Origin of the sequence: Paenibacillus sp. Pae15 (assembly GCF_024519685.1) — a bacterium.
In the GTDB taxonomy this organism is placed as follows: domain Bacteria; phylum Bacillota; class Bacilli; order Paenibacillales; family NBRC-103111; genus Paenibacillus_G; species Paenibacillus_G naphthalenovorans.
The window spans coordinates 1-26,336 of the sequence record NZ_JALJRM010000034.1; the positions used below are offsets into that span (position 1 = coordinate 1).

The following is a 26,336-nucleotide window of genomic DNA, read 5'->3' on the forward strand; positions in this document are numbered from 1 at the left end:
GTGGGCGGCGATGAACCAAAAAGTTCGAGTAAGAGAGTACGTATAGCCCCCTACTCGACCTTTTTTTCTGTATGGAAACGAGAAGTTAAGAAAACAGGGCCGTCCCTGCGTAGCTAAAAGCTACTTATGGGACGGCCCCTTTTATGCCATACCTTCTATTTATTTGCCTATCTTCTTTCTCATCAGATCCAGCGGTTGAACCGGCCGGTCCACCTTCATTCGAATAAGCTGCAGCGGGTGGCGTGCCGCATCAATCGGTTGACCGTCCTCCGTACGCAGCTCGGGAACGATCTGCTTAAAGAACGTTCCCTTGGGTCCGAAAAACTCCACCTCTTGACCCGGTTTAAAATGGTTGCGCTGCTGTATGAGCGCCGTTTGCGTATTGGCATCGTAATCCGTAACTACGCCAACAAAATCGTACGGCGCAGCCTTGTCCTCCGGCTCAAAGATATGGTCTTCGTGGTCCGGCTCGCCATAGAAGAAGCCTGTGTTCAGCGGCCGGTTAGCCGCTTTTTGAATCTCGTAAAGCCATTCCGGTTTCATCTCGTAATGCTCCGGATCGGCAAAATACGCATCAATCGCCTGTCGATAAGCGTTCACTACCGTTGCCACATAGTGTACGCTCTTCATCCGTCCTTCGATCTTGAAGCTGTCGACGCCCGCACGAATCAGTTCCGGCACATGCTCGATCATACACAAATCCTTGGAGCTCATGGAGAACGGGTTGTCTCCTTCCTGGAACAGCGGGATCTCCTTCATGCCGATCTCCTGCTCCACATCCTCTTGAGACGTGAACAAATCGTACTTCCAGCGGCACGACTGACAGCACCCGCCGCGGTTGGAATCGCGGTCGGTAAAATGGTTCGAGAGCACACAGCGGCCCGAGTAGGAGCTGCACATCGCGCCATGCACGAATACCTCGATTTCGATATCCACATGTTTTTTGATCTCCAGGATCTCTTCCATCGTAGCTTCCCTGGCCAATACGACACGGTCCACTCCGTCTTCCTTCCAGAACTGTACGGCCTGACGGTTCATCGTGGACTGCTGCGTGCTTAGATGAATCTCAAGCCGCGGCGCCACGCGTTTGCACGTTTCGATAATGACCGGATCCGCAACGATGATGGCATGAACCCCGGCATCCTGAATTCCCTTTAAATATTCTTCGAGACCAGGCAAATCCTCGTTATGAGCAAAAATGTTGGTAGCCACAAATACTTTGGCCCCGTACTTTTCGGCAAACTTGACGCCTTCCCGCATCTCTTCGAACGTAAAGTTGTCCGCATTCGAACGAAGACCGTACTGCTGGCCGCCGATATATACCGCATCCGCACCGTAATGGACGGCAAATTTTAACTTCTCCAAGCTGCCCGCCGGCGCCAGCAGCTCCGGCTTCTCGAGCCGGATGCGCTTGCCCAGCAGATCCTGCTGCAATAATGTCATCATTTCCACCTCGCTTTGATTTCTTTTGATCGATTTAATACACTTGCTCTTTAAAGAAAAACCCGTAAGAAAGCTCACGCCGAGGATCCTGCAGCGCGCGGATCGCGTCCAGCCACTCTTCATTGAATTCGTAGCGTTCCGGATCCGCGACATAAGCGTCGATCGCTTGCCGGTAGCTTCGGATCACCGTTTCATTGTACTCGGCGGATTTGAGCAGCCCCTCCACCTTGAAGCTGTCGATTTCGCCCTCCATCAGCTCGTGAAGACTATCCAGCATGCAGATATCATCCGAGCTCATAATGTGCGTACCGTTCTCATCCTCATAAACCGGATAACGTTCGTCCTGGCGTTCCTGTTCGATCAGGAACAGCCCTTCTTCCATTCCCAGCGACAACTTTTGCAGTTCCTCGGGCCTTCCCCGATGCTCTTTATAAATCGTGAGCAGGCTCCGCTTGGAATGATAAATATTCGTCATGCCGTGCACCTGTACCTGCACTTCCATTTCATCGGCCAGCTGCCGCTTGATATCGATCGTCTCCTCCAGGTTCAGTTCGCGGGCCAGCACCATCCGTACGGCGCCCTTACGTCTCCAGTACCGGGCGGTGGCATAATTCGTAGATGTCATCTCCGCGTTCCAATGCAGCGGCATCCCGGGTGCGGCGCTGCGGACAGCCATTAACACAGCCGGATCGCCGAAGACAAGCGCATCGGGCCCGATCTCTTGCAGCTTGCTCAAATAAGCCTCCAAATCGGGAAGCACACCATTATCCATAATATTATTTACCGCGACATACACTTTAGCCCCATGCCCGTGAGCCCAGGGAACAAGCCTGCGAAGCTCCTCCGTTGTCACTTCTCCCGGGAGCCGTATGCCAAACTTGTGCTCGCCGACAACCACGGCGTCCGCTCCGGCTTTAATGTAGCGCTGAGCCTCCTCGGCGGAGCCTGAGGAGATCAAAAGCTCGGGTTTCTTCATCTTCAGCCTCACCTGCTTTATCTAGAATCACGGATTGCCCGTCTTGTTGCTCTCGGCAATATTTTTATTATGCTGCTCGAACGTTTCGGCGAACAAATGCCTCCTGGTCCCGTCCTTCTTGGTCACATAAAACAAATAGTTGGTCTCTGCCGGATAAATGGCCGCCTGAATGGAAGCAAGACTCGGGCTTGCAATCGGGCCTGGCGGAAGCCCCTTATTCAAATACGTGTTGTATGGGCTTTCGATAAGCAAATCCTGGAAAAGCAGCCGTTCCCTTTGTTTATCGAATAAATATTGAACCGTGGCGTCAATTTGCAGCGGCATGCCTTGCTTTAGACGGTTATGAATAATTCCGCTGACAATAGGCCGCTCTTCGTCCACCACCACTTCCCTTTCAATCAGCGATGCGATGGTCAGCATCTGATGGAACGTCAAATTTCGCTGCGCCATGACTTCTTTCCAGTCCTTCGGCAGCTGGGCGAGCCGTTTGTCGAGCTCCTGCATCATCGAGGCGATCATCTCATTCGCATCGGCGTCCTTCTTCCATTCATACGTCTCGGGAAACAGATATCCCTCAAGCCGATAACGGATGGATGCATCCTCCGGAATAGACGCTCCAACCGTTCCTTCCGCAGCTTTATAGCTTTGCGCCGCCTGGAGGAAGGCCGTGCTGTCCATTCCGTGTTCCGCCTCCAGCTTCTCGGCGATCTGCCGCAGCGTAAAACCCTCAGGAACGGTAAGCCGCAGTCCCGCTTCCTTGACCGTCTCTCCCCGATTCAGCTGACCGATAATCTCATCCGGCGAGATCCCCGGCGTCATGTCGTATTCTCCCGCCTGGAAGCGTGCGCCCTCCCGCTTATACTTCAGGTACCATGTAAAAATGCGGGCATTGCGCACGATCCCCTTTTGTTCGAGCTCCAGAGCCAGCTGCGCCACTCCGGTTCCCGGAGGGAAAGAAATCCGCTGCGCTTCCGCCGATGGCGGCATGGGCTCCAACGCTTTCACCACATATAAAGCAAGACCGGCTCCGGCCCCGGCCATCAGGAATATAATAATAATCAGTCCCGATAAGACGATACGTTTCATCGACCTTCTTCTCTCCACAATGATGCTATCCCGCCCCTTCTTCAAGCCCGGCAAAACAAACGAAAAAGAGCGGATTATCTCCGCTCCAGGCAACGCATTAGGTAAAAAGTTGTATGCTTACAACTGTTCGTCAGCCGGAAAAGTCCATTCGTCGAAGAGCTCGGAGATATTCTCCCATTCATCGTCGTCTTCGATCGTTTCGAGCTCCAGTTCTCCATCGTCCTTGCGTGATACGCGGTACACTTCCGGCTCGTCATCCTTGCCTGGCTTCGCTTTTTCCAGCATAGCATAGGCCTGACCGTTTACGATCAGCTCGGAGACGATGCGGTAAACAACGGATTCCTGATGCTCGTCATACAAAATAATATCATTTCCGTAGACTTCCCGCAACTGACGTGTAGGTTCGGCTTCCGACATGCGGTTCAAATGAAGGCCTCCTTTCGCAGATTACTTGGACTCTTCCTCATCTTCGTCGAATTCGTCCATCAGCGTATTGAAGGTTTCCTCCACGATATTCCATTCGTCTTCATCTTCAATCGTATACAGCTGCAGGTCGTCGCCGTCTTCTTCATAACGGAACGCATACACTTCGTCGGATTCCTCATCGGCATCGACAGGAACAACCATCATGTACTTATTGTCCGAGCCGTCCACTTCAAATTTCATGATCACTTCAAATTCTTCTTCATTGCCTTCATCATCGGGAATATAAATAATTTCCGGCTCTTCAAGCACTTGTTCCTGATTGGAACCTTGATCCTTCTGGGACACAGTCCATCACCTCTTCGAGTAAGATTGGGAATCCATGAATCCTTGCAAAATGAGTGCAGCAGCCATCTTGTCAACGACCTGTTTCCGTTTCTTGCGGCTGACGTCCGCCTCCAGCAGCGTTCGCTGCGCCGCAGCCGTCGTCAGCCGTTCGTCCCACAAATGCACCGGCATTTGTAGGGTTTCATGCAGTTCTTTAGAAAATGCGATGCAAATTTCCCCACGGGGTCCGATCGTGTTGTTCATATTTTTCGGAAGCCCGACCACAACTTCCGTTACCCCGTACTGCTGAACCAACGCTTTGATACGGTCCATATCCCGCTGTGCCGTCGTTCGGCGGATCACCTCAAGCCCTTGTGCCGTCCAGCCGAGCTCATCACTGACAGCGACACCGATCGTCTTGTCACCGTAATCTAATCCCATGTAACGCATAGCTGCTCCAATCGGCCTGTCTGCACCTTAAGATTTATACTGTTGGAGATAAGAACGAACGAGCTCCTCGATCAGTTCATCTCTCTCCCGCTTGCGGATGATGCTCCTTGCATTGTTGTGACGTGGGATATAGGCCGGATCGCCGGAAAGCAGATAACCGACGATTTGGTTGATCGGGTTGTAGCCTTTTTCCTGAAGCGCGTCAAACACCGTTAAAATGACCTCTTTGGGTGATGTCTCGATCTCTTCCGCCTTGACGTTATATTTCATCGTTTTATCCATTGAACTCATCTGGAAAAGCACCCCCCTGTATTCATCATAACCCACATATTCCACATATTCGCCATTTGCCTAAATATTCCTCTTGACAAGCAAAATTATTTTAATTCTAAGAGCTTCTCAACGCTTTGGATCGCTTCCTTCAGCTTCGACGGATCTTTACCGCCGGCTTGAGCCATATCCGGTCTCCCGCCTCCGCTGCCTCCGCAGCGTGCAGCCACTTCTTTAATCAGCTTGCCGGCATGATAGCCTTTGGATACCAAATCCGGCGTAACCGCGGCTGCAAGATTCACCTTGCCGTCTGCCGCAGCTCCAAGCACGATGATGGCTGAGCCCAATTTGCTTTTCATCTGATCCACGATGTTCCGAAGCGTCTCCATATCGCCTGCCGATACTTCCGCAGCAAGAACAGCCACGCCGTTTACCTGCTTCACCCGTTCTGTCAGTGATCCCGCTTCAATACCGCTCAGCTTCGCTTTCAGCGATTCGTTCTCACGGGATATCTCTTTCAGCTGTGCAAGCAATGCGTTGATCCGTTTAGGCACGTCTGCAATGTTGGACTTCAGCAGCCCCGCGGCGTCTCTGAGGAACTGCAGTTGGCCGTCCAAATATTCATAAGCGGTGCGACCCGTCACCGCTTCAATTCGGCGCACGCCCGAACCGATACCGGATTCGCCGACAATCTTGAACAGCCCGATTTGGCTTGTATTTTGAACATGGCAGCCTCCGCACAGCTCAAGGCTGTAACCGCCTACGCGCACCACACGGACGATATCGCCGTATTTTTCACCGAACAAGGCCATGGCTCCCATGGCTTTGGCTTCCGCTATCGGCTTTAAGGAAATGTCGACATCCATGCTTCTCCAGATTTGCGCATTGACGCGCCGCTCAATATCCTGAAGCTCCTCTGCCGAAATGCTGCCAAAATGAGAGAAATCAAAGCGCAGACGTTCTGGCGCCACGAGAGAACCCGCCTGGTTGACGTGATCGCCGAGCACTTCTTTCAGGGCCTTATGCAGCAGATGCGTCGCCGTGTGATTTTTGATAATATCTTCGCGCACTTCCTGGGTTACGGTCGCCTGCACCTGATCGCCTTTGCGCAGCACGCCCGATTCCACTACGACCGTATGCACATGCTGACCATGCGGAGCCTTGCCGACATCCTCTACTTTGAGCACTGTATCTCCGGCGGTGATATAACCGTGGTCGCTGACCTGCCCCCCGCTTTCGGCATAGAACGGCGTCTTATCAAGGATCACCTGACACGTCTCTCCGGTCCCTACCAAATCGACAAACCGATTCTCATGAACGATCGCCAGCACTTTAGCCGCAGTTACCAGATCAGTATAACCAACAAACTCGCTTTTAACCGTGTAGTCGGCCAAAGGACCTCCCTGTACCTTCATGCTGTCCGCATCTTGACGGGCCGCACGGGCACGGTCGCGCTGCTCCTGCATCGCTTGATCAAAGCCGTCGCGATCGACAGTCATCCCTTGCTCGGAAGCGAAATCCTCGGTCAGGTCAAACGGGAAGCCGTAGGTATCGTACAGTTTGAACGCATCGGGTCCGCTGATTTCGGAACTTCCTGCTTTACGCGCTTTGTCTACCATTTCCGCGAGGATGGCCAATCCGTCGGACAATGTCTCATGGAAGCGCTCCTCTTCGGTACGGATCACTTTTTCAATGAACTCGCGTTTTTCTACAACTTCCGGGTAATAAACGCCCATGATCTCGCCGACTACCGGCGTGAGCGTGTACAGGAACGGTTTGTCCAGACCAAGCACCTTGCCGTAGCGAACCGCGCGGCGAAGCAAGCGGCGGATGACATAACCGCGGCCCTCGTTGGACGGCAGCACGCCGTCTCCTACGGAGAACACCACCGTACGAATATGATCGGCAATGACCTTCAGCGCAACGTCGGTTTCTTCATTCTGCTTGTAAGTTACGCCCGCCAGCTTGCACGTTTGCTGAATGATCGGCTGGAACAGGTCGGTATCAAAATTGGAATCGACGTCCTGCAAAATGGATGCAAAGCGCTCCAGACCTGCTCCCGTATCAATGTTCTTGCTCGGAAGCGGTGTATAGCTGCCGTCTTTATTGTGGTTAAACTGGGAGAACACCAGATTCCACACTTCAAGGAAGCGTTCGTTCTCACCGCCAGGCCAGCATTCCGGATCATTCAAATCGCCGTAGGCATCGCCGCGGTCATAGAAGATCTCCGTACAAGGACCGCAAGGGCCTTCGCCGATATCCCAGAAGTTATCCTGCAGCTTGTAGATGCGCTCCTCCGGAAGACCGATTTTTTTGTTCCAAAGCTCGAACGCTTCCGTATCCTCGGGATAGACGGTGACGGACAGCCGGTCCGGGTCGAAGCCGATCCACTGGGGACTGGTGAGAAACTCCCATGCCCAAGTGATAGCTTCCTCTTTGAAATAATCTCCGATCGAGAAATTCCCGAGCATCTCGAAGAACGTATGGTGACGGCGCGTTTTGCCTACGTTCTCAATATCGTTGGTGCGAATGCATTTTTGCGAGTTGGCGATCCGCGGATTGTCCGGCACGACGCGGCCGTCGAAATAAGGCTTCAACGGAGCCATTCCGGCGTTAATCCACAGCAGCGACGGGTCGTTATGCGGTACAAGCGGCGCACTAGGCTCGATTTTATGTCCTTTGCTTTCAAAAAACTCCAACCACTTGGAGCGGATTTCACTTGCTTTCATGAGATGTTGTTCCTCCATCAACCTTGATTTTAAAACAAAAAAACGCCCCTGATAAACAGGGACGATTTGCTCGCGGTACCACCCTGGTTATTGTGCGGCTTGCAGCTAGGCGGCGTCTGCACAATCTCCTCTGAACGGACGTTAACGGGTCCAACCGGCGGAGTTTATCCGCACTCTGAAATGAGCGTTCGGTCATCCTTCATCAGAAAGGCTTTCACAGCTGGAACGATCGCTCAACGCCTTGCGCAAGAACGGGCCGCTCCAAAGCCTTCTCTCTGGCTAATGGGCCTATGACCTACTGAATTTCTTCGACGCTTTCTTGTATAATCAAATTGACCTATTCAAACCAAAATTATACTGATCCCAAGCAGCGCTGTCAACATCCGCTGCAGCCCAACAAAGCTTCGTTACTTTACTCTGCCCAGGCGACCCAGGTTACCAGCCGATGCTTAAACATATGGATAACAAAATCCACATAGAAATCCTTTCTGACAATCCATTGGTACTCTTCATTATGATGTGCATAAAACAGGACGTCGGTGTAGATATCATTATCATCGAAAAAGGCCCGTATTTGTTTGACGGCTATCTCCACCCCGACGTCGGGCCGGTGCAGCTTCATCCGGAATTCCACATCCGGCCCGTTGATGTGCTCTTCTATCGTCAGCAGCTCTTTATCGTATTCATACTGCAGCATATCTCACCCAGCCTTCCAGGAACGGTTTACATTAAATATCTCACATAGATATATATATTGGCAATCACGACGGTCACCAGCATGAGCGGGAAGGCCACTTTCAGGTAGCCCATGAACGTCATCGGATGTCCTTCCCTCGCTGAAATCCCGGCTACAATCAGGTTGGCGCTGGCCCCGATTATCGTGCCGTTGCCCCCGAGGCAGGCGCCAAGCGCAAGGCTCCACCACAGAGGTTCGACGTTGCCCACTCCCATGGCTCCCATCTCCTGGATCAAGGGAATCATCGTGGCCACAAACGGAATGTTATCCATAAACGACGAAGCCAGTGCACTAAGCCACAGGATCAGAATCGCCGAGCGTGCAGGATCACCGTCTGTAATCCCGACGGCATATTCCGCCAGAGAAGCGATGATTTGCGTTTCGACCAATGCCCCTACGAGTACGAAGAGCCCGATAAAGAAAAAGATGGTTGTCCACTCCACATGATGGAACGCCTCCTCCAGGTAACGTTCACCTGTCAGCAGCAGAAGCAGAAAGGCACCGGCCAGCGCTACAGTGGCGGACTCGATATGAACGATCTGATGAAGAAAGAAACCCAAAATCGTCAGCGCGAGAACCGTCAGGCATTTTTTCAGAAGCACAGGATCCTGGATCTCCGCCTTTTCATCAAGCTCCATGATACTCAAACGAAGTTCTTCGGTCGTTTGGATCGATTTCCTGTACAGCAGTGCGAATATAGGCAGAATGACTGCCATGATGACGATGACGATCGGCGTCAAATGGACAATAAATGCATTGAAGGTCAGTTCCTTCACAGCGCTGCCGATCATAATATTCGGGGGATCTCCGATCAAGGTAGCCGTACCGCCGATGTTGCTGGCCATAATTTGCGAGATGAAAAAAGGAATCGGGTCCACCTGCAGCCGCCGTGTAATGCTGAGCGTGACGGGAACGATCAGGAGGACCGTAGTGACATTATCCAAAAATGCCGAACAGAACGCCGTAACGGCACCGAGGACAACCAAAATGCGGACCGGATAGCCGCCTGCTTTTTTGGCCGCCCATACCGCCACGTATTTGAACACTCCCGTCTTCGCCGTAATTGCTACAATAATCATCATCCCGATCAAAAGGCCGATCGTATTCAAATCGATATGTTGAAATGCCGTCTCCTGATCCAGAATGCCAAGTCCCACTACGAAAATGGCACCGATCATGGCAACGATGGTACGGTGAATTTTCTCGGAAATGATAAAAGCATAAGAAATTAGAAATAATCCGAGTGCAGTGATCGCTTGCTGACTCATGAAATGTAACCCCTTCCAGAGCTTTGTTTGTAAGACGTATATTACTTAAAAACGAAAAAAAGCCCCACGCTATGAGCTCCTTCTCTGTACGCCAGCTATGTATCGACGTTGAGCCGTTATCATGGAACATTATACGCCTAACCTCACTTTCTGACAAGAATGAAACCGCCTAAAAAGGGTTAGACGGTTTTGCGATGAATGAAGTACAGAAATACGTGCTGAAGAATCACCTTCATCACCGCGAAGAACGGAACAGCCAGGATCAACCCTGCAATCCCTGCAACTTCTCCGCCCACCAGCAGTGCGAAAATAATGAACAGCGGATGCATGTTGAGAGAGCGGCCAACGACTTGCGGCGAAATGACATTGCCCTCAAGGATTTGACAGATCGTATTTACCAGGATGACCAGCAGCAGCATTTTCCATGATATCGTGGATGCCACGATTAGCGCCGGGGCTGCGCCCAGAAACGGCCCCAAATAAGGGATAATATTAAACACCGCAACCACGCATGCCAGCAGCAATGCATAAGGGAGTCCAATCAACCAGTAACCGATATACGCCAGAAGTCCGACGATCATGCATACGGTAAATTGTCCGCGGATGTAATTCCCCAACGCCGTATCAATGTCCACCAGCATCGAAACAATTTCTTTGCGATGGGCTTTAGGGACGATCGCCAGTGTCGTTTTCTCAATGAGCTGCAGATCTTTTAAAATATAGAAGGCCACAAACGGAATGATTAAAACAAGAAACATCGTATTGATGGTGCTCCCGATCCCGCCCAAATAACCGGCGATCGCAAGCGAAATGCTGTTTTCCAGCTTGGCCAGCGACTGATTGATGCCCTCCCGCACACTGTCCGGCAAAAATTTAAGACCGTTGAAATTGTCCACGACACTTTGTGCTTTAAACGCCACATCCGGCATATGCTGGTTCAGCTCGGCAAGCTGTTTGACCAGCATAGGAATGACATTCATCAGCACTACCGTAGCGGAAATGATAAACACCGCATAGATCGTAAGCACAGCGACCGTACGCGGTACCTTGCGGGCCCCAAGCAGCGAAACCACAGGATTGAGCACATACGAAATAATCAATGCAATGATAAACGGCGTCAGGATTTCGCGCAAAAATAAATAAATGCCCACGATGATCGGACGAAGCTGAAGCAGCATGAACAATATGGCAAGCCCGAGCAGCGTATAGATCATCCCGATGAACACCCGATGCTTCGGAAACTGTTCCATAGACTCCTCCACCACCTTGTAAGCTTAACAGGGTAAAACCACCCTTTACAGTATATGTACAAGCTGACGGTCTTAACCCTGTTCTGCCATTTCCCGCGAAAATTAGCATAGTTGAGCTTCCGGCGAATACAATACATAAAAAAGCAGCCTACGGACAAGACAAAAACACCGTTCCCCCAAGAAACCTAAGGCTTCCCGGCAACGGTGTTCATCGGATGGGTCCGGCGACCCCAAAGACTTTGTTAATTGGCATGTACTTGCGCTATTTCTTCCTCAAAGAACAAATCGTCCAAGGAGCTCAAAGTCCCGTCCTCTTCCACTTGAAAGACAGACATTTTCTCTCCGTTCACGGTTAATTCGATAAAGCAGCCCCAGCAGTAAAACTGGTGCGAACCGATTTTTCCAATATCCTTGGAATTGCAATTTGGACAACGTAGCATACAATCACCCTATTCTTCTTTTGGTACGAAGATTTCCTCCAACGTATCGCTTGCTTGTACGGGAACAATTAAAGCATCCTTACCGATCTTTACCGAATCCGGCATAGGCAGCCATCTGCGCCCTTCCTTTAAATCAGAAATGAAACCTTCGGTCAATTCATAACCTATTACCTTTATACCCACAACCGGTTCCAAATAAACATCTTCTACCATTCCAAGCTGCTGTCCGTTTACGGTAATGACCGGAAGGCCCTTGAGTTTGGAATCGCCGAATAGTAAGGTCCGAAAAACTTTGTCGGCCTCAATGGAACGAACCGCTTCTTCCGACCTGATGGTGACGGCATCGTCGCCAAGCGCAACGACGTCTGCCGAAGCAATACAAGTCATGTCGGAAAACCAATGCCTGGCCTCCAAAAGTAGCGCCTCCACCTGCCATCCCTCATCCATAAGGAGATCCTTCGTATGGCCTACCTGCTTACCAGTTTCAACGCAAATGATCGGCAAACCGATGACATCCCGCGCTTTCTTCACAAGGTTTGCCTCCTTGAGATTTTTAAACATTTGCTTAACGAATAGTACGCAAACGGCTGACAATGGTTTCAAGGATACCCGCAACTTCTGCAATTTGCTGCTCAGTGTTGTCGGCACCGAAGCTGAAACGAATGGCCGATGCCGTTACTGCCTCCGGAAGCTTCATCGCTTTCAGCACGTGGGAGACTTCCAATGAACCCGAGGTGCAGGCCGACCCGCTTGCCGCAGCTACGCCCGCCAAATCGAGATTCATCAGCATCGTTTCCGTTGAAATCCCCGGGAAGCTGACATTCAAAATATGCGGGAGCACCTCCGTCGGATGGCCATTGATAACAAAAGCATCGGCATCCAGACGCCTTTCTAACTCCTTCACCATTCCTTGACGTAGTTTTTCCATCTTTTGTTTCAATTCATACCTGTTTTTTTGCATGATTTCTACAGCCTTCGCGAAGCCGACGATGCCTGCCGTATTCTCCGTTCCCGCCCGGCGCTTGCGTTCTTGCGAACCGCCATACAAAAGCGGCGAAATCTTAGTTGTTTTTGATATATATAAAGCACCAATCCCTTTGGGACCGTTCAGCTTGTGCGCGGAAAAACTCATGAGATCGACCGGCAGTCGGCTCAGATCCATCGGAATATGCGCCAATGCTTGAACGGCATCGACATGAAAGCATATCCCCTGTTCTCTTGCCAGGCGCCCGATCGCTTCAACAGGCTGCAGTGTCCCGGTTTCGTTGTTGCCATACATGACGCTGATCAAGATGGTATCCGGACGGATGGCTTCTTCTACATCCGCTAAGGAAACCTGACCGAAACGGTCAACCGGGAGGTAGGTGACCTCATAGCCAAGCTGCTCCAGCCGCTCACAAGCATGAAGAACCGCGTGATGCTCTATGCTTGTCGTAATGATATGCTTGCCGCGGGACCGGTACGCTTCTGCCGCACCGAACAATGCCATGTTGTCGCTCTCCGTCCCGCTTCCGGTGAACACCAGTTCGGAAGGAGAGCAGCCAACGAATGCGGCAATGCGATCCCTTGCCGCATTCAGCGCCGTACGCGCCTGCCGTCCTGCCGCGTGCGTGCTGGAGGCATTGCCGTACATTTCAGATAGATAGGGAATCATAGCCTCCACGACTTCCGGATGTACGGGTGTCGTAGCGGCGTGATCCAAATAAATGAACTTCAAAGCGTTTCACCACATCTGTCTAGTAGGATTTAGGAATGAACCTGATCGGAGGAAAAATCTGCTGAGGCTAAATATAAAACATGTAGCTGTCGTTCTGGCTGCCTTCTTCCTTGTAGGAGATCAGATCGGCGAGCGTGGTGGAATCAAGCACATGTGCAATACCGTCGCGGATTCTAATCCATAAGTTTCGCTTTGCAGGATCGTCCTCTTCTGTGAAATCAACCGGACTGATCGGTCCTTCCAGCACCCGGATGATATCTCCGGAAGAGATTTCCTCCGGCGATTTGGATAATATATATCCTCCATAAGCCCCGCGAATGCTCTTGACCAGCCCCGCATTCCTAAGCGGTGCGATCAATTGCTCCAAATAATGCTCGGAAAGCTGGTGCTTCTCCGCGATGCTTTTTAAAGAGGTAGGGCCTTCTCCGAACTTCGTGGCCAACTCCATCATGATTGTAAGCCCGTAGCGGCCTTTAGTGGATATCTTCAAATCGAGCACCTCGTTTATGACATCAGAAAGTATAGATTTGATCTGGTTGATCAGCTTTCTGTCGTTGTGTACCAATCCAAACTGCCTCTATTAACAGTCTGGCATCTTTGAAATAAATGCAATAAAACAATTTTCAGTTAAATAAGCATTTTGCATCGATTCTATCGTAACATAAAACCATGTATTATGGGAGAAAAACCGTGACATATTAATGAAAAATTTTATTCTTTTTGCAATTCGATGTATAATACAAGAATGCCAGTCAAGGAAAGTGGGGTATGAGACATATGACGAAAAAAGCACGCGTCGTCCTCGGCATGTCCGGCGGCGTCGATTCTTCGGTTTCGGCGCTCCTTCTTAAGGAACAAGGCTATGAGGTTATCGGCGTTTTCATGAAAAATTGGGACGATACGGACGAATTCGGCCACTGTACCGCAGAGGAAGATGCGGAAGATGTAAGGCGCGTTTGCGACCAAATCGGTATTCCCTATTATACGGTAAATTTTGAAAAACAATACATGGATAAGGTATTCACATACTTTTTGGACGAATATCGTAAAGGCCGGACCCCGAATCCGGACGTCATGTGCAACCGGGAAATCAAATTCGGGGAATTTTTGAACAAAGCGCTGGAACTCGGCGCAGATTATATCGCGACCGGGCATTATGCCCGTGTGGAGCACCGGGACGGAGCGTACAGGCTGCTTCGCGGGTTGGATTCGAACAAGGATCAAACCTATTTTCTCCATGCTTTGGATCAATACCAGCTTTCCAAGGCAATGTTTCCGATCGGCCATCTGCCGAAGCCTGAAGTACGCGCGATCGCGGAGAAGGCCGGATTGGCTACGGCCAAGAAAAAGGACAGCACCGGGGTATGCTTCATCGGCGAACGCAACTTCAAGGCGTTTCTCAGCAGCTATCTTCCGGCCAAGCCCGGCGAGATGAGAACGCTCGAAGGCGAGATCAAAGGCCGTCATGACGGCCTCATGTACTACACGATGGGCCAGCGTCAAGGACTCGGCATCGGAGGCTCGGGCAGCGGAGAACCATGGTTTGTCGCCGGCAAAGACCTTGAGAACAACATTTTATATGTCGTTCAAGGAGAAAAACACCCTGCCCTCTATTCAACGGGTCTCCAGGCTACCGATTTGACCTGGATCAAGGGAGAGGCGCCGAAGGAACCGCTTCGCTGTACAGCGAAATTCCGCTATCGGCAGCCGGATCAGGACGTCACCGTTCATTTCGGTGAAGGCGGTGCCTGCGAGGTCGTGTTCGACCAGCCGCAAAAGGCCATCACACCGGGCCAGGCGGTCGTCTTCTACGACGGAGACGAGTGTCTGGGCGGCGCAACCATCGATAAAATCATACAATAATCTGTAAAAGAAAATTCCTTTTAACGCTCTCTTGAACACTTAAAAATGCTGTAACGTCAACAAAGAAGTTATGTTCGCCTTCATGAACATAACTTCTTTGTTTATCCGCCTAGGGCTCATCCTTCATGTGCGGACGGATCGGGGCCGACATCCGATGCCTTTCGTTTCACCAATATTCTCGAAATCCGCAAATGGTCGATTTCATCTATAATAAAATCGTATTCATCATTCCAAGTCAGCTGCTGATGCTTCTGCGGGGGCATCTCCACCTGAGAGTAAATCCATCCGCCGATCGTATCATAGTCATCCGTTTCGATCCGGATTCCAAAGTAGCTGTTCACCTCCTCGAGAAGCATACGCCCGTCGATGGAATAGGTTGCTGCATCCCTCCACTCCATCTTTGGCCGCTCCTCGTCAAATTCATCCTGGACCTCCCCGACGATTTCTTCGATAATATCCTCAAAGGTGACAAGACCGGATGTTCCTCCATATTCATCGATCAACAGGACCATCTGCGTCTTTTTCTTCTGCATTAATTTAAGCAATGCGCTGATTTGCATCGATTCGGGCACTTTGATTATTTCTCTTATGATCACCTGCATATCTTCTGCGGTCTCCGGCAATTTCAACAAGTCTTTAATATGTACGAAACCGATAATATTATCTTTATCCGGGTCGCATACCGGATAGCGCGTATGCATTTCGTTGATAGCGATCATTTTATTTTCTTCATAAGTTCGATTTGCATATAGACATATCATTTCCGTCCGGGGAATCATGATTTCCCTTGCATTCGTCTCCGAGAAATCGAAAATATTGTCCACCAGCGTCAATTCCGTGCTATCAATAAATCCGCTCCGGTTGCTCTCCTTCATCATAACGCGAATCTCCTCTTCCGTATGAGCCGACGGGCGCTCCGCATGAGGTTCGATTCCGGCCAGACGAAGCAGCGCATGGGAGAACCCATTGATAAACCAGATGAACGGGTACATCAGCTTGTAAAAGCCTGCCAAGGGAATCGAAGCATAGAGCGTCACCTGCTCGGACCTGCGGATAGCATACGATTTGGGCAACTGCTCTCCAAGGGCGATATGCAGTACGGTGATGAGTGTGAACGCGGCGACGAAGGCTATCGTCTGTACAACGGCATCCGGCAGCTGCAGCGGCCCCAAAGCCAGTACCAGCCATTTTGCGACAACAAATCCCCCTACCCATCCGAGCCCGAGTGAGGTCAACGTAATGCCCAGCTGGCAAGCGGTTAAATAGGCGTCGAGGTTTCCCATGACGGACTTCGACCATCGGGCCCTCTCCGGGCCTTTCTCCGCCAACGTTTCGATCCGGCTCCGGGACGTCTTTACCATCGCAAATTCGGCAGCAACGAAAAAACCGTTCAGACACAACAGCAACAGAACAAAACTAACGTTCAAAATCAACGTCAATGGATCGCTACTCAATGGCTTTTACCTACCCACCCGCTTCAGGCGAACAGGCGCACCTCCCTTGGATTTACAATTGCTTCAAACCGCTCGACGGCTTTCGCCAGAATCATATTTCACAAATACATTAATACACTATACAATCCACCGTCAGACTAGAACGAAAAATCGCCATAGCTTATTCCATCGGACGAGCTGGTGCCGGAACAAAAAAAACGTCCGGCAGTGGAGTTTATTAAATGACAACCGGCCGACAGTAAATCCTCTTACTGGATCTTCATAGATGTGACACATCTTTTTATGGGACAGTACTACTTATGTACCTGTGTACAATAGCAATCGAAAAGAAAACTAGCTGCCACTTACATGCTAATATAAGTGTAGTAAATTGTTCATAAGGAGGTTAAACTATGGGAACAGGTAATCCAGTAACGATAACAGTAGAAACGATCGTTCATTGTCCCGTCGAAAGCGTATGGAAATATTGGACGGAACCGAAGCATATCATGCAATGGAATAAGGCTTCCGATGACTGGCACACCCCTTACGCCGAGAATGATCTAAAGGTCGGCGGTAAATTCGTCTCAAGAATGGAAGCCAAAGACGGCAGCTTTGGATTTGATTTCGGCGGAGTATACGACGAGGTGAGCATTAACGAGAGCATCTCCTATACGATCGCCGACGGCAGGAAAGTGAAGGTCGCATTTATTCGCCAAGACAACGACACGCAAATCATCGAATTGTTCGAGGCGGAAGAGACCAACGCCATCGAGATGCAACAAGCCGGATGGCAGGCGATTTTAGACAATTTCAAAAAATATGTGGAAACTGCAAAAAAAGAAGATTAAAAAACTTTTGCGAGTTTGGTTGTTTAAATTATTCCAAAGGGGCTGTTAAACAATGTCAATCAGTTTGAACCCGTATTTGATTTTTGACGGCAACACGAAAGAAGCGGTCCATTTTTACGAGAAAGCGCTGGGTGGGAAAGTGATAGGCATCATGACGTTCGGAGATATGCCGGCAGACCCGAATCAGCCGTTGACGGATGACATGAAGGATCGCGTTATGCATGCGCACTTGAAAGTCGGCGACTCGGATCTCATGTTCTCCGATACGTTCCCAGGCATGCCTTATCAGCCAGGCGATACGGTTCAGATTGCCATCCATCCCAGAGAAGAGGCAAGAGCGAGAGAAATCTTCGCCGCTTTGGAAGACGGTGGACAAGTCGTCATGTCCCTTCAGAAGACGGATTGGAGCCCTTTGTACGGAATCATAAAGGACAAATTCGGGGTTACTTTCCAAGTGAATGTCCCAATGGAGCAGCCGCATTAATAGCACATAGACTTCCGCTCCGCTAGCAAACAAAGCCTCCTGTTCGCGAATGGACAGGAGGCTTGATTCATTTTGGCACTGCAATTTTTTACTGCAACTAGACCCGCTTACAGCTAGTTAAGTTCACATGTTAGCCGGACGATTCATACTCTATGCGGTTATATCGGCATCGGCGTCGGGGTCGGTTTCGCAAAGCCTTTCATGTAAGCCTGATCGATGGCTTTACGGATTTCCGGCAGAGACTTGCCCTCCTGAGTCATCTTGATGGACTGAACGGCGATCTGCAGGCAGACACCGCATCTCGTGCCGTGATCATCCCACACGACGGAGCCGTCTTCATTTTCTTTTTGAATGAAGCAATTCAGGTTGCTGACGTGTCCCGCACTCTCACCGCAGCCGCAGTAGCAGGGCATCCATTGGAGAATGTCCGTCGCTTTCCCCGCCGCTTGATACACGAGACGTATCTCTTCTTGCTGGTTGTCCAAAAAAGAGGGCAGAATATCGGCCGAAGCCGTTTTTTCTTGAATATCGCCAACTGCCGTATGCTCATGCCCCTGGTGTCCGCTTGGTGTCTGGACTTGCTCCGGCTTGCTCCCGCATGCCGAAACAACCACGGTAACAGCGGATAAAATCAAGATCATTGCGATAAGCCGTTTTCGTTTCATGTTATTCACTCATTTCGTTTGGAGTTGGAGGACCGGCGCTTTTCTTGGTTTTGCCGGATTTTATCTTCCGTTCCCTGACCTGTGGCTATATAAAAACGCTCGTGTTTTATCGGACCCGGCAAATACTGCTGCTCCACATAATGCCCCGGATAATCATGCGGGTACAGGTAGCCTTTGTGTCCGAGCTGCTCCGCCCCTTGATAATGCGTGTCCCGCAAATGCAGCGGTACTTCAGCGGACCTCAACCTTTCCATAGCCTCCGTTACCTTGGACAGCGCTAAGGGAATGGCATTGGATTTCGGACTTTCTACCGCAAACAGGATGGCTTGGGCAATCACATATTTCGACTCCGGCCACCCGATTTTATGGTAGGCGTCCATCGCCGTCACCGCCTGGACCATGGCCTGGGGGTTTGCAAGGCCGATATCCTCGCTGCACATGACGATGAGACGCCGCAAAAACGTCATCGGGTCCATCCCGAGCTTCTCCACTGCATACATAAACCAGAACAGCGCTGCGTCGCTGGATCCCCGCAAGCTTTTGTGAAACGCCGACAGCACATCATACTGCGTAGACTCGTCCGCTTTAATGGTAGGCCGGCGAATCGACTCCTCCGCCACCGCCAGCGTAATTCGAACCTTACCCTCCTGATCAGGCGGCGTCGTCAGCGCAGCAAGCTCCAAGGCATTCAGCCCCCGCCGAATGTCACCGCCCGCCATCTTCGACAGGTGCTCCAGCGCCCCTTCCTCTGCTTCGATGGACATATATCCGAGTCCGCGCTCCTTGTCGGACAGCGCCCTCCTCATCGCAATAAGGGAATGCTCATGCGTGAGCGGCTGCAATTGAAACAGCGTCGAACGGGACAGCAGCGCACCGTTCACATGATGAAACGGGTTTTCCGTCGTTGCTCCGATGAAAATGATGATCCCTTGTTCTACCGCAGGCAGCAGAGCATCCTGGCGGGAGGTATTAAAGCGGTGCACCTCGTCCAAAAACAGAATCGTTTTTTTGCCGTACAATGACCGATTACGCTTGGCCTGATCGATCACTTCACGGACATCTTTGACACTGGCATCCACTGCGTTCAGCTTGACGAAGATGCCGGAGGTACGGCGGGAAATAATATGGGCAAGTGTCGTTTTTCCCGTCCCGGGCGGACCGTAGAGCAGAATGGAAGTCACTTGATCGGCCTCGATCGCTCGGCGGAGCAGTTTGCCCGGTCCTACGATATGCTCCTGTCCGATATATTCCTCTAACGTCACCGGACGCATCCGGTCGGCAAGCAGCTTGCCGGACGAATTTTGTTCGGCCGCCATCGTAAACAAATCCATATCCATTCACAACACAACCTCTTAGCTTCATTTGCCTTATCGCATCGATAAATTCAAACTTTACCGTTTGCTGTTTATTATATCAAAAATCCCTCTCATGAGCACACCCGCCAGACCGTCACGCCCGCGACGAGCGGCGCAAACCGATGCCGCCTTGTTTATCGAATTCCAAATATTGCAAAAAAAGCAGCCCTGAGTTTATTAGGCTCAAGGTTGCTTTTTCAGTCGAGCGATGTTTTACTTGATGCCGGCTTTCTCCAGCAGTTCCTTCACCACGACACTCACCATGATCAGTCCGACAACGGGCGGCACAAAGGAATTGCTGGCCGGAGGCTGCTTGGCTTTGCGGATATCCGGCGCATTCTCCGGAACGATTTTTTGAGTCACGTCCACTCTCGGCTTCACCGGCTCCTCCGTAGAGAAAACCACCTTTACACCTTTCTTGATGCCTTCCTTGCGCAGCTTGTGCCGGATGACACGGGCAAGCGGATCGACGGAGGTCTTGGAGATGTCGGCCACCTGAAAGCGGGTCGGGTCCATCTTGTTGGCTGCGCCCATACTGGAAATGATCGGAATCTTGCGCTGCAAGCACTGTTTGATCAAATGAATCTTATAGCTGATCGTATCCGATGCGTCAATCACATAATCAAGCGGGTACTCAAATAACTTCTCATATGTTTCTTCTGTGTAAAACATGCGCAGAGCGACAGCATCGCATTCCGGATTGATCTGAAGAATACGGTCTCTCATCAGCTCCGCCTTCGGCTGGCCAACGGTCGACATCAGCGCGTGAATTTGGCGGTTGATGTTTGTAATATCGACGACATCCTTGTCGATCATCACGACCCGGCCAATGCCGGTGCGGGCCAACGCTTCGGCGGCGATCGAACCGACGCCTCCGATACCCAGTACCGCTACCGTACTGTTCTTCATGACCTCAAGCCCTTCCGGACCGATAGCGAGCTCCGTTCGGGAAAATTGGTGCAGCATGAGGGAAGCTCACACTCCTTTTCCAATTCGTTTATTTGTTTGTCGGCGGCTTTAACGCCAATCGTATCGAAAGCTGCTCCAATTGCTTGTCGTCCACCGCTCCCGGCGCATCGGTCAGCAGATCCGTCGCGCTGGCTGTTTTCGGGAATGCGATGGTCTCACGCAGGTTGCTGCGTCCGGCAATCAGCATAACCAGGCGGTCGAAACCGAAGGCGATCCCCCCGTGCGGCGGTGTGCCGTACTCGAAAGCCTCCAGCAGGAAGCCGAATTTTTCTTGAGCGTCTTCTTTGGAAAAGCCCAGAGCCGCGAACATTTTCTCCTGCACTTCCCTTTGATAGATCCGCATGGAGCCGCCGCCCACTTCGTAGCCGTTCAGCACGAGGTCATAGGCTTGAGCGCGAATTTGGCCCGGGTCCGTATCGAAATAGTGCAGATCCTCTTCCTTCGGACGTGTAAACGGATGGTGCTCGGCCACATAGCGCTTCTCTTCTTCGTCATAGCTGAGCAGAGGGAAATCAACGACCCAAGCGAATTTGAACTGGCTGTCGTCGATCAGCCCAAGCTGGCGTCCGATTTTGAGACGCAGGTTGCCCAGCACATCCGCGACTACTTTCTTCGTATCGGCGGAGAACAGCAGCAGGTCTCCTTCTTCGGCTTCCAGACGTTCCTTCAGGGCTTCAAGCTCCTGCTCGCTGAAAAACTTAACGATCGGCCCTTTCAGCTCGCCTTCCTTGTACGTCATCCAGGCAAGGCCCTTGGCACCGTAGCGGGCCGCAAACACACCCAGATCGTCGATCTCCTTGCGGCTCCATGTTGCGCATCCCTTAGCGTTCAGCGCCTTCACCTGGCCGCCCTTCTTGATGACGCTCGCGAAGACCTGAACGCCCGAATCGGCAACAATGTCAGACACGTCCTTCAACTCAAGTCCGAAACGGAGATCGGGCTTGTCGGAGCCGTACTTGCCGATCGCGTCCGCATAGCTGATGCGCTGGAACGGAGCGGGAATTTCCACGCCGGCCGTTTCGCGGAACAGCCTTACAATCAGCTGCTCCATCAGTTCAAGCAGTTGATCCTGCGACAAGAAGGACGTCTCGATGTCCACCTGCGTAAATTCCGGCTGGCGGTCGGCGCGCAGGTCTTCGTCGCGGAAGCAGCGTGCGATCTGATAATAACGTTCCAAGCCGCCGACCATCAGCAGCTGCTTGAAAATTTGCGGCGACTGCGGCAGCGCGAAAAATTCTCCCGGATGAACGCGGCTTGGCACAAGATAGTCACGCGCTCCTTCCGGCGTGCTCTTCGTCAATATCGGCGTTTCGACGTCAATAAACCCATTCTCGTCAAGGAAGTCGCGGAATACCTTGGCCGCCTTGGAACGGAGCATTAAGGTGCGCTGCATTTCCGGACGGCGCAGATCCAGATAACGGTATTTGAGACGCAGCGATTCATCGATTTCGATGCCGTCTTCGATGAAGAACGGAGGATTTTTGGCCGCATTCATAATCTCGATCTCCGTAATCTGCACTTCGATCTCGCCTGTCGGAATATTCGGATTCACCGTCTCTGCATCCCGCTCGACGACTTTCCCGCGAACCGCCAAAACATATTCGTTGCGCACACGGTCGGCCACAGCCAAGGCATCTCCTGAAAAAGCAGGATTGAACACGATTTGCACGATACCGCTGCGGTCGCGCAGGTCGATGAAGAGCACGCCGCCCAAATCGCGGCGGCGCTGCACCCAACCGTTCAGAATGACCGTCTCTCCGACGTTTGCCTTGCTCAATGTTCCGCAATGATGCGTTTTTAACATCTGGGTCATGTTGATTTCTACCTCCAAGTTTAATAAAAAATAAGCTGATGCAACTATGATCGAATCCGGCTCTGCAGCGTTTGAACAAAGCTGGAAAGCGGCAGCGTTTCCTGTTCTCCGGTAGCCATCGTCTTCACGGTGATTTCACCGCGTGCAAGCTCGTCGTCTCCCAGAATGGCTACATAGGTCGCATGATACCGGTCGGCCGATTTCATCTTCGCCTTGATCTTGCGGCCGAGGTAATCCTTCTCCGCCGCCAGACCGGCAAGGCGCAAGCTTTGCAGAAGCTTGACACACTCCTTCTCCGCCGCATCGCCCAGACCGATGACATACACATCCAGCGGTTTCGCCGCCGGAATGTCAATCCCCTGCGCCTGCAGCACAAGCAGGATGCGCTCTATCCCGAGACCCAACCCCACGCCAGGCTGGTCGCTTCCCCCGATCTGTCCCACGAGACCGTTGTAACGTCCTCCTCCTCCGATCGTATCGATCGCGCCGATCCCCGCCGCTTTGTATTCAAAGGCAGTATGCGTATAGTAATCCAATCCTCTGACAAGCCGCGGATTAATGCGGAACGGGATATCCATCGCCTGGAGATGGTCCTGCACCGCCTGAAAATGCGCCGAACATTCTTCATCCAGATGCTCCAGAATGGTCGGAGCGCCTTCACAGTACTTTTGATCGATTTTGCAATCGAGAATGCGCATAGGGTTGCGGTCGTAACGGGATTGGCAATCTTTGCAGAGCTGATCCTTCACCGGAGCGAAAAATCTCTGCACGTGCTCGCGGTAGACCTCCCTCACCGCAGGATTGCCGACGGAGTTGATCTCCACGGTCACGTCTTTGAGCCCCAGTTCCTTGTAAAAGGTGAACCCAAGCGCGATGACCTCCGCATCCAGCCCGGGATCCACAGAGCCGAATGCCTCGATGCCGAACTGGTGGAACTGGCGGTAGCGCCCCGCCTGCGGCTGTTCATACCGGAACATCGGCCCGATATAATACAGCTTGCTGATATCCGGTTCGCCGTAAAGCTTATTTTCGACGTAAGAGCGAACGACACCGGCCGTTCCTTCAGGACGAAGCGAGATGCTGCGGTCGCCCTTGTCCAAAAACGTATACATTTCTTTTTCGACAATATCCGTCGTTTCCCCTACCCCGCGCTTGAACAGCTCGGTATGCTCAAAAATCGGCGTACGGATTTCACGGTAATTGAAACGCAGACACAGCTCTCTGGCCTTGGACTCGATATACTGCCATTTCTCGATCTCGCCGGGGAGTAGATCTTGCGTACCTTTCGGTTTTTGAATACTCATCTATCGACCGCTCCTTTCTTTATCGACCACAAGAAAACGCCTTTCTATAATAAAAAACTCCCGCCCCTGAATTTGATTCAGGGACGAGAGATTCACCAACCGTTTGATCTCCCGCGGTGCCACCCACGATTTGAACGAATCCTGCGGCGCATGGCCTTACGGCAGCCTGGCCCACAAGCTCCATTCACACTTCAGCAGCGGATAACGCCCGCCTGCGCAAGAACGGCTACTGTCCGAATAAGATTCCTGCAGCCAAGGTACGTTTTTCCGCTGCTCTTATTCCGGTGTTCCCCGCTTGTCCTCCGGGAGGTCTGTTCGTCCGATTCGCATAAGGAAGCTTGCAGCCGCGGCTTCCCTCTCTGACTATGCAAGATTCGAAGTACTTTGTCCCTTCAACGGATCATGGAATATGACTCAATCGACTACGTTATATTCTAATCATGAAGATTTCCAAAGTCAAGCCAAAACTAACTCTTTATCGAACGAATTCGACAAGTTATTTCAAATCCTTTACGGCATTGTACACATCCCTGATCATCAAGTAAGTGTCACCGTTCGTAAGCTCCTGTTTATTCGCAATGGCCTCGACCGTTTCCGGCTTCAGGAAGCCTCTGCTTTGCAGAACTTCAACCGCGTTTTCCCGGGTGGCATCCACCTTGAGCATCAGAGCAACCATATATGCCGCTTGCTCGATGGAAACCGGCAGATTTTTCGGATCCGTGTCTTTTCCTAAAGCAGCCGAAGGGCTGCCGGACAGCGTCTCCGGCTTGAATTTGCGCATACCCTCCAGCATATTCGCCACCCTCTGCTGGTTGCTTTTGTCGTCCAGGGCAAAATTGTTATCATACCCGCCGGTAGCAAGCCCCAGCGAAACCGCAACCTTCAGTCCGTCATACGCTTTGTGCTCCATGAACGGCTGCGGCTTGATGCTGAAAGGCTGAAGCACCATGCCTTGGTTGTTCAACGTTTCCTGCAGCAGCGTGATCGCATCTTTATTCGCAGCCATTTGCCGGAACGTGAGTCCCTTTTCTTTGGCAATCTTCACTGCGGCTCCCGCTGCTTCACCGGTAGCCATCCCGACAGGAATCACGCGGGCCGTACCGTGCGGAAGCGTATCGAAGCTTGCCGAGCGTCCGACGACCAGCAATCCGTCCACCTTGAGCGGAACGATGCTGCGGAAAGGAACGGCATACTGCTGCGGTACGGTTACCACAGCTCCGGTATCCGCAGGCGACATGCGCTGAATATCAACCGGATAGGAGCCGAAGGCGATCCGGTCCCATTGATCGCGGTTCTCCAGCACGTCAATGATGCTCAGCCTGTATTCTCCCTGAATATGCCTCGTCTCACGAACATACAGCTCAGGGGCAGTCGCGTCCAGCTCGATGCCGGCAAACTCGGGATACTTCTTTTTCATATAATCAACGATATGCGGAAGCTCTTCCTTGCCAAGTTGAAACGCTTCTTCCTTCGATTTCGGATCCGTGCCGTCGATTCCAAAAATTTGCAATGCGTTGATCAGCATCGTACCGTCGTTCTGCCTGCCGATATTGAGCCCGCGCATCGCGACCCGTTCCTTGTTCATCGGCGGGTAATCCTTCATATCCTTGTAACCCCAAGCGCTCATTTCGTTGATGCCCGTTCCGGGATCATTGTCGTTTTGCAGCCGCTGCGCCATCTTCTGCCAAACCTCGGGCGTGATATTTTTCAAACGGAACACAAGCGTAACGGCCATGCGCGACTTTTGATCGCCCAAATCCTCCCGGCCCGTGGTGTAAGGTACGCCGGCTGCCGCGGCCATATCCGCATCCTGGGTCGCATCGATCAGAGCCTTGGTCTGAACCGTTTTGACGGTGCCGTCAGCCAAGGTGATCTTCAATCCTGTGACGGTAGACGTCGATCCCGACTCGCTGACTACCGGCTCCATCTCTTTCACCTTGAGCAGCACATCCACGTTCTTCTCATTGGCCACAAGCTCATTGAAGGCGTTTGCCGCCGTAATCACATCAAAAGAATCGCCTTCGATTTTGGCATACCACTCTGCGAAAATACCTTTATTCAAAATCTCTCTTTTATGAAGCACCCCTTTATCGGGCTCATAATTCATATCAAGGCTGTTCAGCCAACCCAGGGACATCAAACCACCGAGAATTTCCCGGTTGTGCCCATCGACAAGCAGTGTTTTCAACCCGTTGCGGGATGCGGAAACCGCTGCTGCAACACCTTCAGGATCCGTGCCGGCCACAATGACGTCATAACTGTCTTTAGGAACCTCCACCGTTTTCACATCAGTAAGCTTTTGGGGTACGCCTGTACGGCCTTCGTACGCCTTTGTGCTTTCCGATTTCCACCAATACAAACCGCTGGCTCCTGCCGCAATCAACACCATCAGCGCCAGTAACAAAACATATCCTTTTGCGCTGCCGCCATTGGAAATTCTCGCTTTTACCGCCATACAACACCTCTTAATCATGTAATAAAGAA

Annotated in this window: 25 protein-coding genes; 3 read left to right on the forward strand and 22 right to left on the reverse strand. The window is 51.6% G+C overall.

What is annotated here, in order from left to right:
* Window positions 1–159 precede the first annotated feature (159 nt).
* The 15 genes from NR121_RS21635 to cymR all read right to left on the reverse strand — a co-directional run bounded on the left by NR121_RS21635 (window position 160) and on the right by cymR (window position 13,605).
* Entirely contained in the window at window positions 160–1,443 is a 1,284-nt protein-coding gene (locus tag NR121_RS21635) for a peptidase U32 family protein (RefSeq protein ID WP_062409193.1), read from the reverse strand.
* A 34-nt stretch (window positions 1,444–1,477) separates the two neighbouring features.
* Window positions 1,478–2,419 carry a peptidase U32 family protein gene (locus NR121_RS21640; protein WP_054818998.1) on the reverse strand — a complete coding sequence of 314 codons (942 nt, stop codon included), beginning with the start codon at window positions 2,417–2,419 and terminating at the stop codon, window positions 1,478–1,480.
* A gap of 27 nt (window positions 2,420–2,446) precedes the next feature.
* Window positions 2,447–3,505 carry an endolytic transglycosylase MltG gene (mltG, locus tag NR121_RS21645; protein ID WP_256831919.1) on the reverse strand — a complete coding sequence of 353 codons (1,059 nt, stop codon included), beginning with the start codon at window positions 3,503–3,505 and terminating at the stop codon, window positions 2,447–2,449.
* A 117-nt stretch (window positions 3,506–3,622) separates the two neighbouring features.
* Window positions 3,623–3,922, reverse strand: coding sequence for a DUF1292 domain-containing protein (locus tag NR121_RS21650; RefSeq protein ID WP_373864973.1), 300 nt, complete (start codon window positions 3,920–3,922; stop codon window positions 3,623–3,625).
* Window positions 3,923–3,952: 30 nt separating this feature from the next.
* Window positions 3,953–4,276, reverse strand: a complete 324-nt coding sequence (locus tag NR121_RS21655; protein WP_054819000.1) for a DUF1292 domain-containing protein — start codon at window positions 4,274–4,276, stop codon at window positions 3,953–3,955.
* 6 nt (window positions 4,277–4,282) lie between these two features.
* Window positions 4,283–4,705 carry a Holliday junction resolvase RuvX gene (gene ruvX / locus NR121_RS21660; RefSeq protein ID WP_054819001.1) on the reverse strand — a complete coding sequence of 141 codons (423 nt, stop codon included), beginning with the start codon at window positions 4,703–4,705 and terminating at the stop codon, window positions 4,283–4,285.
* A 27-nt stretch (window positions 4,706–4,732) separates the two neighbouring features.
* Complete coding sequence (locus NR121_RS21665; RefSeq protein ID WP_054819016.1) at window positions 4,733–4,996, reverse strand: IreB family regulatory phosphoprotein; 264 nt, start codon at window positions 4,994–4,996, stop codon at window positions 4,733–4,735.
* 86 nt (window positions 4,997–5,082) lie between these two features.
* Complete coding sequence (gene alaS / locus NR121_RS21670; RefSeq protein WP_062409194.1) at window positions 5,083–7,704, reverse strand: alanine--tRNA ligase; 2,622 nt, start codon at window positions 7,702–7,704, stop codon at window positions 5,083–5,085.
* Window positions 7,705–8,116: 412 nt separating this feature from the next.
* Complete coding sequence (locus NR121_RS21675; RefSeq protein WP_054819002.1) at window positions 8,117–8,401, reverse strand: hypothetical protein; 285 nt, start codon at window positions 8,399–8,401, stop codon at window positions 8,117–8,119.
* Window positions 8,402–8,427: 26 nt separating this feature from the next.
* Window positions 8,428–9,708, reverse strand: a complete 1,281-nt coding sequence (locus NR121_RS21680) for an ArsB/NhaD family transporter (RefSeq protein WP_256831920.1) — start codon at window positions 9,706–9,708, stop codon at window positions 8,428–8,430.
* A 179-nt stretch (window positions 9,709–9,887) separates the two neighbouring features.
* A complete protein-coding gene (locus tag NR121_RS21685; RefSeq protein WP_062409196.1) occupies window positions 9,888–10,958 on the reverse strand; it encodes an AI-2E family transporter in 1,071 nt (356 codons plus the stop codon).
* 242 nt (window positions 10,959–11,200) lie between these two features.
* Window positions 11,201–11,398, reverse strand: a complete 198-nt coding sequence (locus NR121_RS21690) for a hypothetical protein (RefSeq protein ID WP_054819003.1) — start codon at window positions 11,396–11,398, stop codon at window positions 11,201–11,203.
* A 9-nt stretch (window positions 11,399–11,407) separates the two neighbouring features.
* On the reverse strand, window positions 11,408–11,929 hold the full coding sequence (locus tag NR121_RS21695; RefSeq protein ID WP_054819004.1) for a PRC-barrel domain-containing protein: 522 nt from the start codon (window positions 11,927–11,929) through the stop codon (window positions 11,408–11,410).
* Window positions 11,930–11,963: 34 nt separating this feature from the next.
* The gene (locus tag NR121_RS21700) at window positions 11,964–13,115 is read right to left on the reverse strand and encodes a cysteine desulfurase family protein (RefSeq protein ID WP_137670133.1); all 1,152 of its coding nucleotides are present in this window, start codon (window positions 13,113–13,115) and stop codon (window positions 11,964–11,966) included.
* A gap of 67 nt (window positions 13,116–13,182) precedes the next feature.
* Window positions 13,183–13,605, reverse strand: a complete 423-nt coding sequence (cymR, locus tag NR121_RS21705) for a cysteine metabolism transcriptional regulator CymR (RefSeq protein WP_054819017.1) — start codon at window positions 13,603–13,605, stop codon at window positions 13,183–13,185.
* 287 nt (window positions 13,606–13,892) lie between these two features.
* On the opposite strand from cymR, the gene mnmA reads away from it, so the two are divergent.
* A complete protein-coding gene (gene mnmA, locus NR121_RS21710; protein ID WP_256831921.1) occupies window positions 13,893–14,978 on the forward strand; it encodes a tRNA 2-thiouridine(34) synthase MnmA in 1,086 nt (361 codons plus the stop codon).
* A gap of 116 nt (window positions 14,979–15,094) precedes the next feature.
* Here the strand turns inward: mnmA and NR121_RS21715 are convergent, their stop codons facing one another.
* A complete protein-coding gene (locus NR121_RS21715) occupies window positions 15,095–16,432 on the reverse strand; it encodes a hemolysin family protein (protein WP_235594127.1) in 1,338 nt (445 codons plus the stop codon).
* A 392-nt stretch (window positions 16,433–16,824) separates the two neighbouring features.
* Between NR121_RS21715 and NR121_RS21720 the strand changes: the two genes are divergently transcribed.
* Together NR121_RS21720 and NR121_RS21725 are read left to right on the forward strand one after the other, a co-directional pair.
* Window positions 16,825–17,262, forward strand: a complete 438-nt coding sequence (locus NR121_RS21720; protein ID WP_054819006.1) for an SRPBCC family protein — start codon at window positions 16,825–16,827, stop codon at window positions 17,260–17,262.
* Window positions 17,263–17,314: 52 nt separating this feature from the next.
* Window positions 17,315–17,746, forward strand: coding sequence for a VOC family protein (locus NR121_RS21725; RefSeq protein WP_256831922.1), 432 nt, complete (start codon window positions 17,315–17,317; stop codon window positions 17,744–17,746).
* 158 nt (window positions 17,747–17,904) lie between these two features.
* Here the strand turns inward: NR121_RS21725 and NR121_RS21730 are convergent, their stop codons facing one another.
* From NR121_RS21730 to NR121_RS21755, 6 genes are all read right to left on the reverse strand, one after another.
* Window positions 17,905–18,411, reverse strand: a complete 507-nt coding sequence (locus tag NR121_RS21730; protein ID WP_074727180.1) for a PCYCGC motif-containing (lipo)protein — start codon at window positions 18,409–18,411, stop codon at window positions 17,905–17,907.
* Window positions 18,412–18,416: 5 nt separating this feature from the next.
* Entirely contained in the window at window positions 18,417–19,742 is a 1,326-nt protein-coding gene (locus NR121_RS21735) for a replication-associated recombination protein A (protein WP_256831929.1), read from the reverse strand.
* Between the two features lie 237 nt (window positions 19,743–19,979).
* Window positions 19,980–20,732 carry a tRNA threonylcarbamoyladenosine dehydratase gene (locus NR121_RS21740; protein ID WP_062409217.1) on the reverse strand — a complete coding sequence of 251 codons (753 nt, stop codon included), beginning with the start codon at window positions 20,730–20,732 and terminating at the stop codon, window positions 19,980–19,982.
* Window positions 20,733–20,763: 31 nt separating this feature from the next.
* Window positions 20,764–22,548, reverse strand: coding sequence for an aspartate--tRNA ligase (aspS, locus tag NR121_RS21745; RefSeq protein WP_062409218.1), 1,785 nt, complete (start codon window positions 22,546–22,548; stop codon window positions 20,764–20,766).
* Window positions 22,549–22,592: 44 nt separating this feature from the next.
* Window positions 22,593–23,852: a histidine--tRNA ligase gene (gene hisS / locus NR121_RS21750; protein WP_062409219.1), complete on the reverse strand. Its 1,260-nt coding sequence runs from the start codon at window positions 23,850–23,852 to the stop codon at window positions 22,593–22,595.
* A 496-nt stretch (window positions 23,853–24,348) separates the two neighbouring features.
* On the reverse strand, window positions 24,349–26,307 hold the full coding sequence (locus NR121_RS21755; RefSeq protein WP_062409220.1) for an FAD-dependent oxidoreductase: 1,959 nt from the start codon (window positions 26,305–26,307) through the stop codon (window positions 24,349–24,351).
* Window positions 26,308–26,336 lie beyond the last annotated feature (29 nt).

What these genes read in the sequence shown, in the direction of transcription:
- NR121_RS21685 (WP_062409196.1), bottom strand. Translation starts at nt 10,958, where the DNA reads ATGGAACAGTTTCCGAAGCATCGGGTGTTCATCGGGATGATCTATACG.
- aspS (WP_062409218.1), bottom strand. Translation starts at nt 22,548, where the DNA reads ATGACCCAGATGTTAAAAACGCATCATTGCGGAACATTGAGCAAGGCA.
- NR121_RS21675 (WP_054819002.1), bottom strand. Translation starts at nt 8,401, where the DNA reads ATGCTGCAGTATGAATACGATAAAGAGCTGCTGACGATAGAAGAGCAC.
- NR121_RS21640 (WP_054818998.1), bottom strand. Translation starts at nt 2,419, where the DNA reads ATGAAGAAACCCGAGCTTTTGATCTCCTCAGGCTCCGCCGAGGAGGCT.
- ruvX (WP_054819001.1), bottom strand. Translation starts at nt 4,705, where the DNA reads ATGCGTTACATGGGATTAGATTACGGTGACAAGACGATCGGTGTCGCT.
- NR121_RS21635 (WP_062409193.1), bottom strand. Translation starts at nt 1,443, where the DNA reads ATGACATTATTGCAGCAGGATCTGCTGGGCAAGCGCATCCGGCTCGAG.
- NR121_RS21725 (WP_256831922.1), top strand. Translation starts at nt 17,315, where the DNA reads ATGTCAATCAGTTTGAACCCGTATTTGATTTTTGACGGCAACACGAAA.
- NR121_RS21665 (WP_054819016.1), bottom strand. Translation starts at nt 4,996, where the DNA reads ATGAGTTCAATGGATAAAACGATGAAATATAACGTCAAGGCGGAAGAG.
- NR121_RS21735 (WP_256831929.1), bottom strand. Translation starts at nt 19,742, where the DNA reads ATGGATTTGTTTACGATGGCGGCCGAACAAAATTCGTCCGGCAAGCTG.
- hisS (WP_062409219.1), bottom strand. Translation starts at nt 23,852, where the DNA reads ATGAGTATTCAAAAACCGAAAGGTACGCAAGATCTACTCCCCGGCGAG.
- mltG (WP_256831919.1), bottom strand. Translation starts at nt 3,505, where the DNA reads ATGAAACGTATCGTCTTATCGGGACTGATTATTATTATATTCCTGATG.
- NR121_RS21720 (WP_054819006.1), top strand. Translation starts at nt 16,825, where the DNA reads ATGGGAACAGGTAATCCAGTAACGATAACAGTAGAAACGATCGTTCAT.
- alaS (WP_062409194.1), bottom strand. Translation starts at nt 7,704, where the DNA reads ATGAAAGCAAGTGAAATCCGCTCCAAGTGGTTGGAGTTTTTTGAAAGC.
- NR121_RS21690 (WP_054819003.1), bottom strand. Translation starts at nt 11,398, where the DNA reads ATGCTACGTTGTCCAAATTGCAATTCCAAGGATATTGGAAAAATCGGT.
- NR121_RS21680 (WP_256831920.1), bottom strand. Translation starts at nt 9,708, where the DNA reads ATGAGTCAGCAAGCGATCACTGCACTCGGATTATTTCTAATTTCTTAT.
- mnmA (WP_256831921.1), top strand. Translation starts at nt 13,893, where the DNA reads ATGACGAAAAAAGCACGCGTCGTCCTCGGCATGTCCGGCGGCGTCGAT.
- NR121_RS21650 (WP_373864973.1), bottom strand. Translation starts at nt 3,922, where the DNA reads ATGTCGGAAGCCGAACCTACACGTCAGTTGCGGGAAGTCTACGGAAAT.
- NR121_RS21740 (WP_062409217.1), bottom strand. Translation starts at nt 20,732, where the DNA reads ATGCTGCACCAATTTTCCCGAACGGAGCTCGCTATCGGTCCGGAAGGG.
- NR121_RS21755 (WP_062409220.1), bottom strand. Translation starts at nt 26,307, where the DNA reads ATGGCGGTAAAAGCGAGAATTTCCAATGGCGGCAGCGCAAAAGGATAT.
- NR121_RS21730 (WP_074727180.1), bottom strand. Translation starts at nt 18,411, where the DNA reads ATGAAACGAAAACGGCTTATCGCAATGATCTTGATTTTATCCGCTGTT.